The organism is Nostoc sp. LEGE 12454 (genome assembly GCF_056620565.1).
This window is the reverse complement of the sequence record NZ_JBWQXL010000005.1, coordinates 200779-221759: the sequence shown is the minus strand read 5'-3', so window position 1 is coordinate 221759 and position 20981 is coordinate 200779. Positions and strand designations below refer to the sequence as shown.

Sequence of the window (20981 nt, the reverse complement as noted above, 5' to 3'; positions counted from 1 at the left end):
TGGATAAATCTCAATCTTTTTTAAATTACTGACTTTAAATACATTGTTTAGCCAAGATTGTAGATTTTAAATAATTACGCGCTGGTACTTCTACAAATCTATATGTCAATGATGCAGCCAATAAGACAATCATAAGAAATACTCCTAAAGATGTCAACGATTGATATTCTGTGAATTCTTTGCCAAAAACATCATGAAATTTATAAAACCAGAAGAATTTTAACAATTCTTGAACAAACCAATGAACCATATAAATTGAGTAAGATATAGTGCCGACATATAGCATTAACTGTGAATTGAGAAACTTTGATATTAGACTTTTGTTGTTGATAGATACAGATAAAATCAGTAGAGAAAAAGCTGGTAAAATTAGCCAATCATGAATGTTACGAAAATGATGCCAGTAGTAATGCATAATCAAAATTATCCAAGTTATAGCTATAATTGCCAGGAAATTAAGATTAAAATACTTTTTATAATTCCCTCTATGATAAATTTTGTAAGTTATAATACCAAGGATGCATTCTAGCCCACATCTAGCTATCGAAGGTATGCCAATAATAGTATCTAAATTTCCACGGGTAAAGGTGATTAGTAGTAATAAGCAAAAGAGAGTAGAACTATAAATTATTAAATCAATTTTGGATTTATTTCTTAATAAAAGTAATAATAAAGTTGGAAATATGCAGTAAATAAAAAACTCCACACTTATTGACCAAGCTGGCTCATTCCAATAGGTATTACACCATAATAAAGGTGGGCACTTTATGTCAAATGCTTGGAGAAGAAAAATATTGGAAAAAAGAGCCGTTAAGTTAAATTTACCAGTAAAAACAGAAGTGTTTAGGAAAAGTAATTTTACAACCTCTAATCCAACAAATAGAGAAATAATAAATATATGCAGAGGATAAATTCTAGCAAAACGCGAGAATAAATATGAACGATAGTTTTTTAAACTGACTTTTAGACAAAAAGTCTCTGCATAAACGTGGGTCATAATAAAACCACTTAGAATAAAGAAAAAGTCAACCCATAAATATCCATTTTGAAAAAAATTAGTATAGGCTGATAAAGTTGAACCTGTTTTCGGTAAACCGTAGTAAGAAAAATGGTGTATAACAACAACCAAGGCTGCAATACCGCGTAAAGAAGTGAGCGATTTGATGTGTTTATACATTGAGATTTTTGGTTTTAGTTTCTACCTATAGCAATCCTATTTGAATTGTGAAAATTATTTTGATAATCAGATGCGTACTTGCTTTATGTTGGCTACATAAAGGATGTAACAAGCGCTTAATATGTATAAAAACAAGCTACGCGAAGTATCTAAAAGAAAAGATTTCACAAATGATTTAGAATTGCTATAGAACACCGATTCAGTATTCAGGCTAATTAATAATTAGTCATTTGAGAAAAATTAGATTTTTTTCACAATCTTGTCGATAAATTGTTTTAACTTTCCCTCAATAGATTTGAGTTTTAATACACCAGAGCGCAGGATCGTAAATTTACTTTTCGGTCGGCGATCGGATAGAAGACCCAGAGCAAAAATTTTGATCCGGTCTTTCAAAGCAGATTTATCTGGTGGAGTGGGTTTTAATCCCAGTCTCCGTAAGTAGCTGTTGACTTGATATATTCTGGCTTTGAGATCGTAAGGTCGCAGATAAAAGAGGATACTCAAAGCTACAGAGACATTATTACCATTTTTAGCCCAATGGGGTGCCAATATCGGATGATGGAGTCCCTTGCCTGGTTGCAAATGGTAAACCTTTGCTTCACTTTGATTCTCCTCTTTATAATTTGCTACGTTCAGGTCGCCTACATAAAATTTTTCAATTTCCTCTTCGCTCAGTACAGAGCGATCGCTTTGATTGAAGAGGCTCATATCTTTCTCGCCCTGAATTTGAAACAGGAAATTCAACTCACTATCGATATGGTAAGGTGTAATAGAATTTGGGGAACCAATAAAGATGTAAGCACCTAGCCACGTCATCTGCTTTCGAAGGGGTTTACCTGTAAGAGTTTCGAGTTCAGTGATAATCTGGTTAACCAAGGCAGCATATTCTGGGTCTACTTGAACATCTTCAAGCATCACCCAAGAATCCGATTCACCAATATGTGCGATCGCCTCGTTAATTTGCTTGATTCCAGGTCGCTGATTCCACTTTTGCTCAACAGGGACTTTGCTGATATAAGACTGGATTTTATTTGTTCTACCCTGACTTAGCATGGTATTTGCAAGCTCAACTAAGCGCGGGATCTCAAATAAAGGATGTCCTGCAAGGTTATGCGAAAACATGAAGTGAGAAGAGTTGAAGTTTTCCCGGAAGTTTGAAACATCAGTTTCAATGATTTGTTCAGGAAGCTTCGGATCGGACTTAATAGAACTTGGTTCAAGTAAATTATCAACTGACATACAAAAATGGATGAGTATTTACTATTTGCAAAAATTACTAACGCTTACTACACTTGATTTTTGAAAGCACTTCAGAAAACACTTGCGACTTGTAAATATTTCCCAGGACGCTCGGTATCGGGGATATACCAAGCGGGGTTTCCTTGGGGATCTCGTCCTAATTTGGCATCAGGTTGTGGAGGACGATTACGTAAACTGTTATTGGTTTCGCGGTTTGTTACTTCTATGGGTGGTGCAGACAAAAAGCCAGCAGACTGCATTTCGGCAATACTTTCTTTAAAGGCTGCCATTACGAAAGCCAGATCGGCTTCAGAATGGGCTGTCGTCAAGAAGCAAGGACGGTGATCCCAAGTATGCACTCCCTTATCCCGCAGCAAGTAAAACAGTAAATCTCCGTAGGGAAACTCTGGTAAAGACTTCACCATGAACAAAGAGCCGAAATTATAAGCTGTAAACGGAGCCTGAACTTGCTGGAAATAGCCCATAAGTTCCGCTACAAACTTATCGGTTCTGGCATTGAGATTTTGCTGCAAGCTGGGGCCATTCTGTTTTAAATGCTGAAGTACTGCTTTAGCGGCTGCTAGTGCTAAAGGATGGCGGACGAAAGTACCGGCGAAGTAAGTCACGCCTACTTCTGGAACGGAGTCATCGCCAAACTGCCAAAACCCACCATCCAAAGCATCCATATATTGTGATTTGCCAGCAATGACTCCAATTGGTAGCCCACCGCCCACAATCTTACCGTAGGTTGCTATGTCTGCCTTGATACCGAAATGCGCTTGAGCGCCACCTGGATGAATTCTGAATCCGGTAACGATTTCATCAAAAATCAGGGCAATACCAGCTTCTTCCGTAAAATCACGCAATTGCTGGAGGAATTCTTTAGGCTGGTATTCAGGGCGGCGGCTTTGCACAGATTCCACCATCACTGCTGCTAACTCATCAGCCCGACTTCTGAGGATTTCTAGAGACTCAGGTGAATCGTAGTCCACTACCAAAATGTTCTCTACCATTTCCGGTGGGATACCAGGGGCAGCGGGAATTGACCGGAGTTTCTTTGTACCCCGAACAATTACTTCATCCAAAATACCGTGATAAGCTCCAGAAAAGATAGCAATCAAGTTACGCCCTGTGATGGTGCGTGCCATCCGCATCGCTCCCAGAACCGCTTCCGAACCTGTGTTGCAAAAGGCTGCTCGGTCAAAGTTGGTCAACTCACACATCAGCTTTGCCACTTCTCCAACTAAGGGAGTTTGCGGCCCAATTTCCATGCCGAGTTTGAGTTGTGCTTCAATTGCCTCGGTAATGAAAGGTGGCGACCAACCAAACAAATTCAACCCAAAGCCATTGCTTAAATCGACATATTCATTACCATCAACATCCCAAAGTTTAGAACCTGAAGAACGAGACGCCACGATGGGGTAAACCATCTCTTTCATCGTCGGGTTAAACCCAGAAACAGTTCTGGGATCTGCTAAGTAAGGGCGATGAGTTTGAGTATATTCTTTGGATTTTTGAGTCCGTTTTGTATATCTTTGGATAATTTTGTCTAGATGAGTGCGTTGTTGCACTGTCAAAGTTTTAGTCTGGGTCTTTTCAATTCGAGCAGCCGCACCAAATGCCTTTTTAGCACCATTTGACTCTGTTTCTACTGATGCTGATTCTTTGCTGGTTTGGGTTGGCGGGACAGATACAGCATTTTGTGGCTTGACACCATTATTTTGAGATGTCGCCGCAGGTACAACTGGGATTGTTACAGATTGACTGCTATTACCCAATAGCGCCAATTGCTGGCTCATAATTTGTAGCTGCTGATTAATTACATTTTCTAGGATGCTACTAGATGCAGCAGGTTGAGGGGAAATCTTAGGTGCAGATCCATTCGATCCATTTGTATGAACTTCATGAACTACCAAAGTGCTTGTAGGTGTAGGTTCTGGCAATGGGGCTTCTGGAACGATATCTGCAACGGTTTCTGTTAATCCTAATGCGGATAAAGTTTCGGCAGACAAGGCTGAATTGATAAAGTCGGCCAGTGTTCCTAAATTGGGGTAAATTTCTAGTAACTGTCTAAGTGTGACTTTGACTTGAAATTTTTTCTTTAACGCTAGCCCGACTTGTGTCAGAGATAAGGAATCTAATCCCATTTCTAAAAATGTTATCGAGTCGTCAACACTAGCAATTTCCAATCCTGAAGTTTCTTCGATAATTTCTTTGAGCAGGGGAATAAGCTTTTGCTGAGGGGATGTTGTCATAATTTGGGTCTTTTCTAATAATTGAGGATTTAAAAGTTTGGGAGTTGCTGCACGATTGGGATGAGGTGGAGGATCGATCCAGAAGCGTTGGCGTTCAAAGGGATAAGTAGGTAGAGGAATTCGTTGTCGCGTTTCCCTTTGATAGAAGTTGCTCCAGTCAATAGATACTCCTGCTAACCACAGTTGTCCTACTGCCTTGAGTAATGCCGTCCATTCGGCTTCGTTCTCGGCGTTATCACCCAGAGAAGGAATCGCTATCTGTTGTTTAATATCTTTTGCTTGTTGGCGGGCTAAGGTCGTAGTTGTGATTCGCGGCCCTACCTCTAACAGTAGGCGTTCTGGCTGCTGCCATAGAGTTTGTACGCCCTCTGCAAATCGCACAGTCTGACGCAGATGTGTAGCCCAATACATCGGATCGGTTGCTTGCTGGGCTGTAATCCAGTCGGCGGTAACTGTGGAAACAAAGGGAATTTGAGGTGGTGATAATTTAACTTTCCCAACTACCTCAGCAAAGGGGTGAATGATGCTATCCATCATTGGGGAGTGGAAAGCGTGGGAAGTGTGTAAATGGCGACAGATAACTTCTTCGCTTTCTAGTTGTTTTTGCAGAGATGCGATCGCCTCTGTGGGGCCAGAAACTACACACAGAGAAGGGCCATTAATTGCAGCGATCGCTAGTTCTGGACTCAATCGCGGCTCTACCTCTCTGGCTGGTAGGCGCACTGAAAGCATAGCCCCTGCTGGTAACTCCCACATTAAGCGACCGCGAGTTGCAACCAACATCAGCGCATCTTCTAAGGTGAATACACCCGCAATACAGGCGGCGACAAATTCACCAATACTGTGACCAATCATCGCTTGGGGTTTGACTCCCCAACTTTGCCATAGTTGCGCTAAAGCGTATTCAATGACGAATAGTGCTGGTTGGGTAAAGCAGGTTTGTCGCAATGAGATAGCCGCAGTTTCGCGTAGGCGTAGCCCGCCGTAGGCATCGCTCGGTGCTGGATAGATGATTTCTCGTAAATCCCTGCCCAGCATAGGCTTAAGCATTTCAGCACATTCATCTACTGCTTCCTGGAATACAGGTTCGTGGTTATAGAGATTCAGTCCCATGTTCACATATTGCGATCCTTGTCCGGGGAACATGAAGACAACGCCTGGATTGCGGATTTCTATGTGACGGGTATTTACTTGATTTGAATCTAAAGATTGGAGGGCTGCGATCGCATCTGTAATATCGTGACAAACTACACTACGTCGGTAGTTAAAAGCTTTGCGCCCTCGCTGTAGGGTATAAGCTACATCAGCTAAGTTAATTTCGGCATTGTATTGTAAATGCTGCTGTAAATTCGCGGTTGCAGCCTCTAAAGCTTTACTAGTTTTTGCCGAGAGTAACAATAGCTGCTGTGGGCGAGAAGATCCGGAACTTTGGATTTGTGGCGCTTCTTCTAGCACAATATGAGCATTAGTCCCGCCGACACCAAAAGAACTCACACCGGCTCGTCGCGGAGTTTCACCCTCCGACCATTCAGCTAGTTTGGTATTTACATAGAAAGGGCTGTTGGCAAGGTCAATCTTGGGATTGGGAGCCTCAAAATTTAAACTAGGTGGAATCTTTTTATAATGCAGGGCGAGAGCGGTTTTAATTAACCCTGCTACTCCAGCCGCCGCAACTAAATGTCCAACATTGCTTTTAAGAGAGCCGATCGCACAAAATTGTTTAGCATCTGTATGCACCCGGAATGCTTGTGTCAGCGCTTCAATTTCAATCGGGTCGCCTAAAGGTGTAGCTGTGCCGTGAGCTTCAATATAAGAGATGGTTTCTGGGTGAAAGTTAGCGTAAGCTTGCGCCATTGCAATAGCTTCTGCTTGTCCGTCTACACTGGGAGCCGTAAAGCTTACCTTATCAGCGCCGTCATTATTGATACCAGAACCTCGAATTACAGCATAGATGCGATCGCCATCATTGAGTGCATCTTCTAAACGCTTGAGGACAACTACTCCTGCGCCATTATTGAACATTGTGCCCTGAGCGCTGGCATCAAAAGGACGACAATGCCCATCTCCAGAGAGCATACTGCCTTCTTGTGCCACATAACCGCTGTTTTGGGGTGTAGTCATAGATATACCACCAGACAAAGCCAAATCGCACTGATAGCTGGTTAAGGCTTGACAAGCTTGAATGACTGCTACCAAAGAAGTGGAACAGGCTGTATTGACGCTGACGGCTGGGCCTTTGAGGTTGAGTTTGTAAGCAGCACGGGTGGTTAAAAAGTCTTTTTCATTGGCTAACATCGTTTGGAACTCACCGATGCGATCGACAATTTCCATACGACCAGCAATATGGTTAGCAAAATAAGTATTTTGACCGCAACCACCGTATAAACCAATCAAACCCTCAAAAGACTCTGATTCATAACCAGCATTTTCTAGGGCTTCATAAACCAACTCTAGGAATACTCTAGCCTGTGGGTCCATAACCACAGCTTCAAGTGGATTAATGCCAAAGAAAGCGGCATCAAAGGTTTCTCCCCCAGGAATTATCCCTCTAGCTTTTACATAGCTAGGATCTTTGCAAAGGTTAGGATCGATACTAGGGTCTAGTTCTTCATCTTGAAAGAAAGTCGTTGATTCTAATCCCTCGCACAGATTGCGCCAAAATTCATCGACATTTCCAGCGCCAGGAAATCTTCCTACCATACCAATAATGGCAATACCATCACTAGGATCTTGGTTATCGGATGCTTGCATATTTACCATTGCTTAAACACCTTGTTGATGATTACGGCGACGAGCACGAGCTGCTTGTTGGCGTTGGGCGCGATTTTGCAGCTTGTCAGAAGACGGTTGGCTGTTCTGGTTTGAATCCAAATAGTTTGCTAAAGAGCCAATTGTTGAATACTGAAATAACTTCACAGCGGGTAGCTCAATACCAAGTTCCTGTTTTACTCGCGCAGCAACTTGGAGAATTGAGATTGAAGTTGCTCCCAAATCAAAGAAATTATCATCAATCCCAACGCGATCGATTTTCAGCAATTCGGATAAAATACCTGCAAGCAGACGCTCTAAATCGGTTTGCGCAGCAATGTACGCTTGTTCCAGTTGCGGACGTTCTCTACTTGGTGCTGGCAATTTATGTCTATCTACTTTGCCATTTGCAGTCAAAGGCAATGACTCTAACATCACAAATGCTGATGGCACCATGTAATTAGGTAGCCGCTGTTGTAAGAAATCACGTAATTTATTGTGCGTATATCCACTGTTATAGTGAGGAACAATATAAGCCGTTAACTGTTTTTCACCTGCTTCATCCTGACGAGCTAAGACGACAATTTCCCGAACGTCAGGATGTTGTGCAATTTCTCGCTCAATTTCCCCTAGTTCAATTCGGAAACCGCGAATTTTTACCTGATTGTCAATCCGACCTAAGAACTCGATATTGCCATCTGGAAGATAACGAGCTAAATCTCCAGTTTTGTAAAGGCGCGTTGCTAAATTGCCATCAAATGAGTGAGAAATGAATTTTTCGGCAGTTATATCTGGGCGATTTAAATAGCCTCTAGCTAACCCATCACCACCAATGTATAATTCACCAGCTTCTCCAATTGATACTGATTGGAGGTTGTTATCTAATATATAAACTTGGGTGTTAGCAATTGGGCGACCAATAGGAATAGAGACATCAGGTTGCAGTGGGGCTGTTATCGGATGGCAGCAGGTAAAAGTTGTATTCTCAGTTGGCCCATAACCATTAATTAGTTGACAGTTCTCTACTGTTTGGAGAAACTTCTGCACATGGGGAACAGATAAGACATCACCACCCGCTAAAAGTTGATGTAAGGATTTTAAAGCATCAATTTTTTCATCCACTATCAGGTGAAATAAACCGGCTGTCAGCCAAAGAGTAGTAATTTGGTATTGCTGAATAATCTGCCCTAATTCTTCTAAAGATGGTGTATTAGGAGGGTAAATTACTAGTTGTCCACCATTAAGTAAACAACCCCAAATTTCAAAAGTGGAAGCATCGAAGGAAATAGGAGCAAGTTGCAGAATTACTTCTTCAGGTGTGAGTTGAGCATAATTAGTTTCTTTGACTAACCTAACTACACCACGATGGATAACGCTAACACCTTTGGGTGTACCTGTAGAACCTGATGTATACATGACATAAGCCAAGTTATCAGCAGTGACACTAGTGCTTAAGTTATCTTTTTTATTTAGGGCGATTGTATTCCAATCTGCATCTAGGCAAATTACAAGTGCTGTGTGAATAGGTAATTTGGCAACTAGTTCTTTTTGAGTTAATAGTACAGATACCTGGGTATCTGACAGCATGAAAGCTAAACGTTCTTGTGGATACCCTGGATCTAATGGTACATAAGCTCCACCTGCTTTAAGGATAGCTAAGAGTGCTACAACCATTTCTAAGGAGCGCTCTATGCAGATTCCTACAAGAATTTCTGTTCTTACCCCTAATGATTGTAGATGTTTTGCTAGTTGATTAGCACGATTATTCAAATCTCTATAGGTAAGATGCTGATTATTAAAAATTAGTGCTACAGCATCAGGTGTTTTTTCTACTTGTGCTTCAAACAACTGATGAATAGACGTTTTTTGAGGATAATCAGTTTGAGTATGATTCCACTTTATTAGTAAGTTATTTTCAGATTCTTTCAAAATAGGTAATGTTAAATTATCTCGTTCTAAGTTGTTTTCTGATGATGAAGGTTGACCATTAGTCATCAGTAATTCATTTTTATTTTGAGCCAATGAATTAGTTATTAGTTTCATTTTTCAATTGAAGCAAAAATATTTATATCAATGAATAACAAGGAATTGGGTGGATTTAAATTTAAGATGAGATGTTTATTTTCCGTATTTAGATAAACAGATACAATAAAAAGTTTAAAAGTGTTTTTATATGTTTGACTCCTAGTGTTTTCACGTAGGATTTATGGTTACATTGTTAGCCTTAAATTTATATTAAAAGCTAATTTGACAAAAAATTATGCCGCAATCCTACAATATTTGTGTGAAAGGGCACTAACTCTAAGATTTAGTTCTCTCATTCTGACCTATTTCCTCCAAATCGCAGTTATTTCCAGTACATCTTCATTGAAAATTAAAACTTTAGAGATGTTTGCAATGGGAATATTAACTGTACGCAGGCTTATTTTGAGATAACAAGAAGAATTAATACCTTGAGGAACAAGGAATACTGCGATTTTAGCAACTGATAAGTAATGTAAACTCTTCGAGGTAGGTTGGACTCCAGCGAAACGAGAATAGGGTGAGCATTACAATGCCCACCCCACAATAACCAACTATTTGCTGTAGTCTACGTAATTGAAAATCGCTGTTTTAACTGATAGTTATTTCTGCCGTGCTGCACTAGGTCAACAGACTAAGCCACAACACTAGCAGAGAAAGCGAAGTCATTTGCTGTCAGGTTAGTTGAGGTAATTTGTAGTAATGAAGCTAACTCTGTATTTCCGATTTTTACGATAGTGTCAGCACCCTGTTGCAATAGGGTTAGAGCACTAAACTGAGTGACACCAATCCCGCCCAGCCCGATTTTATCAATACCGATCGCAAAATCAGTCACAATGTTTTTACTGGTTGGCAGACTGGCGTTAGCAATCCAGAATTGATCGACACCAGCACCACCATTCAGGCTATTACCACCTTGCTGACCAGCAAATAGCACATCATCACCATCACCACCAGAGAGCGAATCATTCACACTGGAGAAGAGTTTGTCATCTCCAGAGCCAGCGTAGAGACGGTGATTGCTACCTTGACTCTTGAGGGTGTCGTTACCTGAGCCACCAAAGGATAATTGACGCGAACCTTCAACTACTGTCAAAGTATCATTACCTGCTGCCCCAAGTAAATTATTAGTACCATTGGCTTCTACTACGGTAACTTCGTCATCACCAGCACCACCATCAGCATTAGAGTTGTTAGCAGGGCCATTTGCGCCAATTAAGACTCGATCGTTACCGTCTCCTGTGGACACCGAGGAGTCACTACCGACTACCACAGTGTCTTCACCGTTTCCAGTCTGAATTGTGTTACCTTTAGTACCCTTTACAAAGTCTGCTCCATCACCTGTGAATAAGGTTTGAGTTGGCTGAACGGTAATATCATCGCTGGTAGTGGAGCCAAAATTAATTTCTTCAGCTTGAGGTTGACCTAAACCAGGAGCAAGGTTAAGGGGCTTCTCTAACTTCAGTTGTAGAATCTCATTGTTGTCTATGACAGGATTTTGAGGATCGTTTCCAGGACGACCTGTAGAGAAGGGATAGTTGTTGTCATTGGCTACCAAAATGGTGTTTTTGTCAACAACCAGAACATTTTCAATGGTTTGGAATGGGAAGTCGAAGGTGGTCTTACCATCCCCATTCAGGTCGTTGGGGTCTTGGATATTTAACAAGTCTGCAACTTCTTCTTTAGCGACATAGCCATTAGAATCTGTTTTAGACAAGTCTATTTTGTAGATCCTCTTAAATTTAGCCGCAGCCCCCTGATTGTTATCCCGTTCAATGACTAGGTACTCATTATCATTAATGACTGCTAAATCCCCGATCGCATTTGACGGATTATCCAATCTGTAGTACCGTAACCGATCGCTGTATTTGTGGCTAGCAAGATCGAATTCGTTAATCCGCAAAGCACCAAGAGTATCGCCTTGAACCGTACCCTCTAGCAGCATATAGAGTTTGGTTTTGCTGGCGTTGATTGCTCCGCCTTCAAAACCTTTGGAACTAGCTAAGTTAGCAAAAGCATCTCCTGAAAGTACATCTGGGTTTTGTGGCGATCGCACTATATTATATTGAGGATCGTCTCTGAGGCGATCGCGTACTTCATCGGCGATATCTGGGAAATCTGAGAAGAGTGCATCTACCCCTAATTGATAGAACTGCTGAATTTCTAGTGCTAGCTTGCCTTTGTAATCTGCTGCTAAGTATTGATCTTCCGCCCGAAAGGTGTAAGGATGAACCTGCAATCCTGCATTGTGAGCATCTTGAACTAATGTAGAGGGAGGTAATGTTGTCTTATCAGCATCATTAACCGCTCCATCTCCATTCACATCATCGGCTTTGCCATCACCATTAGCATCAGTACCTTTGACGCTAACAATCATCCGCTTCCAAGGGCCAATGCCATCGGCATAAGTGGCAACTTCAGCCAAGCCTTCTGGTGTTCGCAAGTCGCCATAAGTCCGAGTGTCACCACTGACTTTCAAATCATAAGGCTGACTCTCGATTATCTTGCCGTTGATGTCAATGTCACTGGCATCTAGAAGTTGGACAAGTGGAATATCAACCCCTGCCACAGGCATGATCCGATCGTGCAGTTCTTTGAGATTACTCACTTCAAAGGACTGGATGAAGATACGATTGGGGTCAGTAAAGTTATTTGCCTTCAGCGCATCAATTAGTAACTGACTGATGTTTCTGTTAACTTTTTCTGTAGTGCCGACATAGGTGGCTTCATTGGCCAAATAGGTCGGATGCTTAGTTTCAGGGTAGATGCCAATTTTGTTACCTGTCTCGGCTTCTACTTGCTTAACCAAGTTGATGACTTCCGTGAAGGTAGGAATTTCAAATCGATCGTCAAAGGAATGATCGCGGAAAGGTAGACGTTCTTCTGCTCGTAGAGTCTTGATTTCAGCTAAGGTGAAGTCTTCAGCAAACCAACCTGTAATTGTGTTTCCATCTAAACTTACCGTTTTCTTGCGATCGGCAAACTCTGGATGTTCGTAAACATCTGTGGTTGTGTTGCTGAAATTGACAGTGCTATCAGCGTTCAAAACTGCTAAAGCAGGCTCATGGCGAGCAATTAGCACACCATCTTTTGTAACTACTAAGTCAGGCTCAATAAAATCAGCACCGCGCTCAATTGCCTGTTTATAAGACTCCAAGGTGTGTTCTGGACGATAGCCACTTGCACCTCTATGACCAATCACTTGAGGTGCTTCTCCATCTAAAGTCTTGAATTGCTCGGGTGTCGCAATGGGAGCTTCTAATAACTTACCAGTGGCATCAAAATGTAGCAGATAGGGGCCAAACTCATCTCCAACCCAGATTGTCCCGTCTTTATCAAAGACGAATGACTCTACATCAAAGTCTGCACCAGTCAGTAATCTTCCAGTAGTTCCCTCGTTAACTATTTCAAAAGGAACTTTATTGTTAGGGTCAGACAGTTGAATGTAATCTAAAACTTTAACGCTGCCATCGCCATTTTCTGTTCCCTTAAAATTTGGGTCTAGACGGTTGATCCGCAACAGAAAGTCTTCACTATTATCTTTGCTACCGTAACCATTGTCTGATAGGAAGTAGAAAGAGTTGCTGTTAGCAAATTGAACACCACTGAAACCCTGTATTGGCTGTCCTGGAAACGGCCCAGTTCTGCCGTTAGCGGAAATATCTTTACCAGAAGCTGGCCCATCACTAAAGGTATCAGCAGGTAAAGAAGCAAAACCGACTAACTCAACTTTTGGCTTTATTGAAGCAAACATCGTTTGGTATATGTGGGTTTGATCGTTTAAACCCGCAATTCCTGTAATATCAGATCCGTAGGCGTTATAACCTTTACCTACCAAGCTATTTAACACTTTAGAACCAGCACCTTGGTAGTAAACAGGTACCGGACGGTTAGTGTGAGTTCCCCAACCATACTTGACATTGGGATCAGACCCCCAGTAATGTCCAACTTCTGCTGGAGTATCCAAATTGGTTAATGCTTCAGCACCTTGATTTTTTACTAAAGTCGGAAAATTACCGTCGAGAGTTAGGTAGTGATCGTGGTCAGCCGTAACGATTAGTAGGTTTTCATCCCAACCACCATTGTTATCGATCCAGTCAATCGTAGATCCGACTGCTTTATCAAAGTCCAACACAGTGCCGATCAGGTTGTCCATGTTGTTATCATGGGCAGACCAATCGATATCGCCACCTTCAACCATTAACCAGAAACCATCGGGGTCTTTACCCAATACATCTAATGCAGCACTTGTCAAGTCATTGAGAGTTGGGTTTTCGTTAACCTCTTTGGCAATGAAAGATGCATCCGTCTCTCCGGGAAGCAATGGACGCGTGGTGTCCACTTTGGTGTTATCACCTTGGTTAGTGAAAACGCTGAACATATCTAAACCAGTGGTGCTGTAGTCGCCGTTGGCAGAACTTACAGGCAAGTTACCATTTTGACCACGCGCACCGTACAGCCCGAAGAGGCGATCGCCTTTTTCTGGATCGATTGTTGCCGCAGTTTCAGCTAGTTTCTGGGCGGCATTCTCACCCCGCTCTAAAAAGGTGTAATCGTAGAGGTTGTTTGTTGGTTTAGTGCTAAGTTCTGTGTAGGTAGATTGGCTAATGTATTCATTGCTCGTATTCGGCTCAACCCCTGCTGGTAATAAGTCTCCAGGAGCAGAGAGTGGGTGTCCACCACCAAGTAATACTGTTGGTTGATAGACACGGAGTTGCTGTTGCAAGATGTTGTCTAATGCCGGATAATCAGCATCATACTTGCTGCGACGGTTAACGTTGGCAGCAGCTGCACCAGGTGTTGCATGGTCAATGGGAACTGAAGTTACCAAACCAGTGGATTTACCAACTTGGTTTGCAGTTTTGAGAATTGTTTCTAGAGGATTCTCGAAAATATCAACGGCAATAGCGTTGTTGTAGCTCTTGACTCCAGTGTATAGAGTTGTCGCGGTATTTGCAGAGTCAGGATAGCTGTACTTAATATATTCAGGGTCATTACCGGGAGTCCAAGGGTTCACACCACCTCTGGTAGGGTCATAACCTACTAGGTTCCCAACAGCACCATCACCGACCTTTGCACCACCTGTTGGGGTATTGCCTGGGTTAAAAGTTGGATCGAAGGTGAAACCAGGGCGAACCTGGCTCTCTCCTGTAATCGGATTAGTACCGTCAAGGGCTGAATTACCAGTGCTAAAAACTCTATTACTATCGGCGATCGTTGTCCCGTATGTGGTTGCCAAACCGTAGCCTTGGAGTGTTTGAAAGTTGAGTCCTTGACCCTTACCTTGTGTATAAAAATCACTCAGATTAGCACCTGTCTTACCATTTTGAATCTCTTTGTAGATGGACGCAGCACGAGCCATTTCCCAGCCCATACCATCCCCAATCATAATGATGACGTTCTTAGCCATGAAAGAGAATCTCCCTGTGTTTAATTGTTGAGATGGTCTTGGCTCTAGTGGAATCAAAAAAGTAATATGGTGAGGAAAAACTAATAGTTTTAGGCTTCAAAGATGTAATTGACTTGTAAGCTTGTTGAATCTTAACTATTAAATGTAGACTACCCCTACAATTGATATTTCACTAGAGCATTTTGGTATCAAAATTAACGATTAAAATTGCATATTAATTAACATACATACCCAAAGTTGTGAAAAAATTGTGGACTGGTTAAGAAATCTTGTATTGCCATTTTTTAGCTAATATGTTATGTACAAAATCATGCATAGTTTTAATGATGTAAAAAAGTTTTTTGCGTCAGATACTCATTTATTTCTAATCTTTATCTTTAGACACTTTCGCAATAATTAAATACAGCTTCATTAACTTTGACTGTGTAATGAAGCTGTAAAAATCACGTTATGCAAACAAGCTAAACTACACTAGCAGAGAAAACGAAGTCATTTGCTGTGAGGCTAGTTGATTTAATTCCAACTAATGAAGCCAATTCTGTATTTCCAGTTTTAACTAAGGTGTCACGACCCTGTTGCAATAGGGTTAAAGCACTAAATTGAGTGACACTAATACCACCAATTCCAATCACATCAATTCCTGGGGTAAAGTCAGTGACGATATTCTTGCTATTTGGCAGACTGCCATTAGCAATCCAGAATTGGTCAGTATCAGCACCACCACTCAGGCTATTACTACCCTGTTGACCAGCAAATAGCACATCATCACCATCGCCACCAAACAGAGAGTCATTGACATTAGAGAAGAGTTTGTCATCTCCAGAACCACCGTAGAGACGGTTATTGCTACCGTTACTCGTTAGGGTGTCGTTACCTGAGCCACCGAATAATGATTGACGAGAACCTTCAATTACTGTGAGAGTATCATCACCTGTTGCCCCAAACAAATTATTACTACCACTGGCTTCTACGACGGTAATAACATCATCACCACTGCCACCGTCGGCACTGGTATTTTGAGCCGGGCCATTTTGACCAATAAATATGCGATCGCTACCATCTTCCCCGGAAACTGAAGAGTTATTCCCTGCAAGCACTATGTCATCTCCGTTTCCAGCCAGAATTGTGTTACCTTCAGCACCTTCTACAAAGTCTGCTCCATCACCTGCATTCAGGTTGCCATTTGCTGCAAACCCTTGGAAATACAACCCAGAAAAACCACCCAAGAAAATATCTTGATTTTCAGAGGTCGTACCTAACTTTGGTAGGTTTTCAAATTCATAGATAGTCAACTTGGGTTGGGCAACAGGGTTGCGGGGATCGTAACTAGTGGTGTCGATATTTAAAGAATTGGGGAAGGCATTGGCAATATTTTCCCAAGGCACCAGCTTAAAGTTAGAGTTGACGTTTTCGCCATCGATGGTCTTGGCTGGGTCATTGGAGCCATCTTGAGTAACAAATAAACCAAATGGGAAGTTAGGCCCCAGTGGCACATTAATTACATCAGCCCCATCTGACTCTTGCACGCTGTCAATTGACCCATTGTTACCAATGGCAAAGTTACCCACGTATTCGTTGTTACCTTCACGTGTGTAGGCAACAAAAGTGCTATCGCCTTGACTCGATGCTAGCAGGTAGCCTGTGCCGTTTTTGCCGTAATAAATAGTCAACCCTTCGGCATCATCGCTAAGGTGAGAACCACCCTCAAAACGAACGCGATCGATCGGCTTGCCTGTTGTGCCACCGTCCGGTTCTGCCTGGAATTTCCAGATGCCCACATCTTCTTGGGCGATGTAGAGAAAGCCGGTTTCTTGGTCAACCACCATCCCCTCTGTTTGGGGAGAACGCCCTTCTGCGGTAGGCGAGGGGATGGTGAACTCCCGCACTAATTCCGCTCCAATTTTGCCATTTCCTTTGTCAATCAATTTGAATTGAGCTATGTCTCCAGTTTGGCGGCGACTGGTAAAGACATAGTAATCATTAGTTACAGCGCTACGGTATAAGGTAACTCCGTAAGAACTGCGAGTTGATGCGGAATAGGGAGGTTCAAAAGGTGATGTTTGAAAGATTGTACCAATATTGCTATCGGTGATATCTTCCAAGTATTGTCCGGGGGTGGTGGGGTTGGGGTTGATTTTGAAGATTGCTAGTTTATCATTGTTGCGATCGCTAGCTACGGCAATATCAACAGATTGATTGCCTAATTTGAAACCGTATTGCAAGTCAATATTGTTGTAGCGAATGCTACCAGGATTAACGGTTTGCAACAAATTACCAGACAAGTCATAAACCCGCAGTCCAGCATTTTTGACTGAGGTTAATACTAGGCTCTCGGAAGCATTTGTGGCGTTCACATAGATAGCAGGATCGTCAGCATCAGCACGTCGATCTACTGGTAGGGTTTCATCGTCCAATAAATCGGGACGAGTTTCTAATCTGGGTGCAGCAGTTGGAACTAAGTCTGCATCTAACGTGAGAATTTGGGTAAATTGGCTTTGGTTGAAGTTGTTATCACTTACCAGCACAATCGACTGGCTACCATCTGCTAGTTTGGGGCCAAAGGTAATACCCTCGATGTTATCTGTACCGTTAGGCAAGTTTAAGTCATTTAAATTCAACAGCAGTCGTTTTTGAGCAGGTGCGATCGCTGCTAGTTGTTTAGCACTCAAATTATTGAGAGAATCGTAGAAACTAATGTCAGTTGCACCTTGCAAAGAAACTTCGTAGATTTTAATGGTGTTGCCTACACCTTGGGCAAAGGAACGTTCTAAGGCTAGTAGTGTGCCACGATTATCTATTGCTAATAAATCTGTCAAACCATTGTCAGCCGAGCCTGTGCTAGGGTTGGGTAGTTGAGCGATCGCATCAGTAATATAAAGGTATTCTTTTTCTGGTTGTCCAGTAACCAGATTATATTGCAGAATCCGGGAAGGGCTGCCACTGGTGAGCGAGGCCTTTAATCCATCTTGGGACAGCGCGTTTTCAGTCGCAGTGAATAAGGTTTTCTCGTCGGGTGTAATGGTGAGGCTTTCAAAGGCTAAGTTATTGTAAACACCTGATGTCTGCGTATTGCCGACATCGATAACACCATTGCCGTTGGTGTCTTCTAGCACTGGCAGGAACTTTTTGGGGACAAATAGCGATCGCACTTCTTGCCCTGTGGTCAGCGAAAACTCTTTAATAAAGGGATTGGTAACGCGACCAGCAGCAGGGTTGACTTCGCCCTCGGAAGAGATAAAGACTGTACCATTGTTGGTTAAAGCAATGCCTTCTGTGTCGAGGCTGTTGGTTGCAAAAAAGTTGCCGTTGATATCTTTTAGGGGCGTAACATTAGTAAAATTCACCCCGGAATCGGTGGCAGTGAAGGTATAAAAACGCGCAGGGGCAACTTGGGAGCGATCGTCTGAGATTGCATAGTAGCGGTTGTTAACTGTATCGTAGGTGACACCAGAAAGTCCCCCTAATGGAGTCGGTGTTCCGTTCACAGTTCCCGCCGCGCCAGCAGGAATAAAGCCTGTGGTAAAAGTACTCTGCCCCACAAATCTTACATTGGGAATGGTTTTAACTGGTTCCGTTGCTCCGGTTTGCACATCTGCGAACACCAAGCGATGGTCAGAACTGGGGAAGGGAAAAGTACCTACCAAAGGAAACGTTGAATCAGTATTTAGAGACCAAAATACTCCTGAGTTGGCAATTGTCAGGTTAGCTGAGGGTAGCACGTAGTCAGTCCGCAGGTTTCCGGGAGTGTTATCAGCAAAGTCTGCGGTGTCAAAGCTAGGATTACCCTTTTGGCTAGCGTTTGCACCAGCTTGTAAGTCTGCTTGTTGGCGCGCACCCAGACTGGTGGGAGCATTATTTTTAGGGAGATTAAACCGAGCCACGCTAGGGTCATGATCGCTATCCTGGTCGGCAAACTCTGAGTTGATGTGAACTACATCATAACCATCCAGCTTGTTGAGCAAGTTGTTACTAACTAAAACGTGGTCAAGGGTTTGGGCGTTACCTTCAAAGTTGTAGGTGTAACGCTCATTTTGCGGCAGAGTTTCAATTAAGGAAGTCAATCCAGCGCTTTCTAGGGTGTTGACGGGGTTGGAAAATTCAAAGTCATTTAAGTCACCCGCCACTACTACATTGGCATTGGGGGCGATCGCTAAAATAGACTCGACAAAGTTTTTCACCACGGTAGCTTGTTGGTGGCGTTGGGTTTCACTAGCGAGAGTTGGTGGTTGATTCGGGCCAAATAATGGTTGGTCGCCACCTTTAGAATTAAAGTGGTTGCCAATTACATAAATATTTTCACCGTTGAAAGTAAATTCACCTACTAACGGCTTACGACTGCTAGTAAAGGCGGAGTTGGTGGGGTCGATTAAACCAGGACTATAAGAAACTGTAGGAACACCAGAGACATTGGTAACTGTGGTGCTGGTAGTGGAAGTACCACCAGGGCGATTTACAAAGCTGACACGATTAGGATTAAACAAGAAACCTACCCGGATATTTCCACCAGGTTCACCGCCGTTCGTATCGTCTACTGGGTTAATTTGGCGATATTGATACGTGGGGCCACCAGCAGATGTAATTGTATCAATTAACTTTTGGAAGGTAGTGCTGGCATTAACGACGCTATCATTTGTTGCACCATTATTGTCCTGAATTTCTTCGAGACTAATGATATCTGGTGATTTCAGGTTATTGACAATGCGGCTGGCAAGGTTGTTAAACTTGGTTGCACCATCGGCGGGGTCAAGGTTTTCGACGTTGAAGGTAGCAACTGTTAGTTGGTCAGTGGTGGGAGTTAAATTAGTAACTTCCTTGGTCAGCGTGTTGGAAGTCACTGTCACTGAGGTGGGCAGAACTTCGTAGTTGCTGAAACTATAATCAACCACACCCGTAATCGTGCTGAATGTCGCACCGACGTTAACCTGCGGTGAGCTACCAGAAGTAAACAGGGCATCATCAATTTGGATACGCTCTGGATTGAAATCATTGGAACTAATCGCGACACCACCGCGTGCTGTGCGTCCGGTGGCATTAACGCCATTGTCTGCCAGTAACCAAATCTCCCCAAAAGAATTAGTCGGGCTAACTGCTACAGGATTATTTACCTGTACTCGCATTGCTTCCAAACTTTCGTAGAAATCAATGCCATCCTGGGCGGGGTCAAAGGTGGTCGTTCCAGTTTCGATATTACCAGTAGTATCGTTATCAATTACCGATGTTGGAATGGTTCTGCCGCCATTACCCAAAATTGTGGCAGATGGTAAAGCATTGCCGCTGGAGAGTTTGGCAATCGTGGGGCTAATAATTTCAGTAGTAGTCAGGTTGGCGCTGGTAGCACCACCAGGACGGAACTCGCTCACCGTACCGTCAACTAGTACAGAGTCGCCCACTTGCACAGTTGGTGCTGATGAGGTGAAAACAAAAATACCTTCCGAGGTGCGATCGTCGCTATCTGGGTTGGGGTCTTGCAAATAAAAGCCATTAGATTTTAGGACTGTGACAATTCCCCCTACATCAGCGACTTTTTGCCCGTTTAGCCCAGAGATGTGAGATGCGCCCTGGATGTCGTGAATGCGAGGAGTAAAGACTACAGCGCCGAGTGTAATGGTATCGGTGCGGAACTTTTTGAAATTGTTCTCTGATAAATCTTTGGCTGCTGTACCGTCGTTGTAGAGAATGCTGTTGCCAATAGATGATGCGCGACTAGTGCCGTCAATAGCACTAAAGCGAACTACAGTACCAGTGGCAATTGTCTGAGATCCCGTATTCCATACAAAGGAAGATTCAGCGTTACCAATAGCGGTTGGACTCGAAGCTGTGCCGTCACTAAAATAAATAGTTGTATTCGGGTCTATGTCTACAAATGTGACAATAGACCAGCCATTTCCATCGGCATTGAAAGAGATAAAAGCAATATCGCCTTGTGTCAAAGCCATTAATAACGTCTCCTTCAATTTATTTTTTATTATTTTAGAACCGCCTGAAAAACCAATATTCAGGAATAATTTGCAAACGTAATCAAGTCACATTGATAATCGCAATATCACTATCAAAAAAATATTTTGTAGTAAAAAAAGCTACGTAATTCACTAGTATTAATCCATATTCAGCAACCTCAAGTTATCTCAGT

6 protein-coding genes are annotated in these 20981 nt (G+C 42.6%); all 6 read right to left on the bottom strand.

The features are described 5' to 3' along the window. Positions 1-34 precede the first annotated feature (34 nt). Positions 35-1177 carry an acyltransferase family protein gene (locus AC1F2U_RS07785; protein ID WP_480260582.1) on the bottom strand — a complete coding sequence of 381 codons (1143 nt, stop codon included), beginning with the start codon at positions 1175-1177 and terminating at the stop codon, positions 35-37. Between the two features lie 240 nt (positions 1178-1417). Continuing rightward, positions 1418-2416, bottom strand: coding sequence for a cupin-like domain-containing protein (locus tag AC1F2U_RS07780; RefSeq protein WP_480260581.1), 999 nt, complete (start codon positions 2414-2416; stop codon positions 1418-1420). Positions 2417-2487: 71 nt separating this feature from the next. Next, positions 2488-7431: an aminotransferase class III-fold pyridoxal phosphate-dependent enzyme gene (locus AC1F2U_RS07775; RefSeq protein WP_480260580.1), complete on the bottom strand. Its 4944-nt coding sequence runs from the start codon at positions 7429-7431 to the stop codon at positions 2488-2490. A gap of 3 nt (positions 7432-7434) precedes the next feature. Beyond that, the gene (locus tag AC1F2U_RS07770) at positions 7435-9462 is read right to left on the bottom strand and encodes a non-ribosomal peptide synthetase (protein WP_480260579.1); all 2028 of its coding nucleotides are present in this window, start codon (positions 9460-9462) and stop codon (positions 7435-7437) included. A 613-nt stretch (positions 9463-10075) separates the two neighbouring features. After that, a complete protein-coding gene (locus tag AC1F2U_RS07765; protein ID WP_480260578.1) occupies positions 10076-14851 on the bottom strand; it encodes an esterase-like activity of phytase family protein in 4776 nt (1591 codons plus the stop codon). 461 nt (positions 14852-15312) lie between these two features. Then, a complete protein-coding gene (locus AC1F2U_RS07760; RefSeq protein ID WP_480260577.1) occupies positions 15313-20787 on the bottom strand; it encodes a phytase in 5475 nt (1824 codons plus the stop codon). Between the last annotated feature and the right edge of the window lie 194 nt (positions 20788-20981).

Bases quoted from the DNA above. Each gene is read 5' to 3' on its own strand.
- AC1F2U_RS07780 (WP_480260581.1), bottom strand. From the start codon at position 2,416: ATGTCAGTTGATAATTTACTTGAACCAAGTTCTATTAAGTCCGATCCG.
- AC1F2U_RS07770 (WP_480260579.1), bottom strand. From the start codon at position 9,462: ATGAAACTAATAACTAATTCATTGGCTCAAAATAAAAATGAATTACTG.
- AC1F2U_RS07775 (WP_480260580.1), bottom strand. From the start codon at position 7,431: ATGGTAAATATGCAAGCATCCGATAACCAAGATCCTAGTGATGGTATT.
- AC1F2U_RS07785 (WP_480260582.1), bottom strand. From the start codon at position 1,177: ATGTATAAACACATCAAATCGCTCACTTCTTTACGCGGTATTGCAGCC.
- AC1F2U_RS07765 (WP_480260578.1), bottom strand. From the start codon at position 14,851: ATGGCTAAGAACGTCATCATTATGATTGGGGATGGTATGGGCTGGGAA.
- AC1F2U_RS07760 (WP_480260577.1), bottom strand. From the start codon at position 20,787: ATGGCTTTGACACAAGGCGATATTGCTTTTATCTCTTTCAATGCCGAT.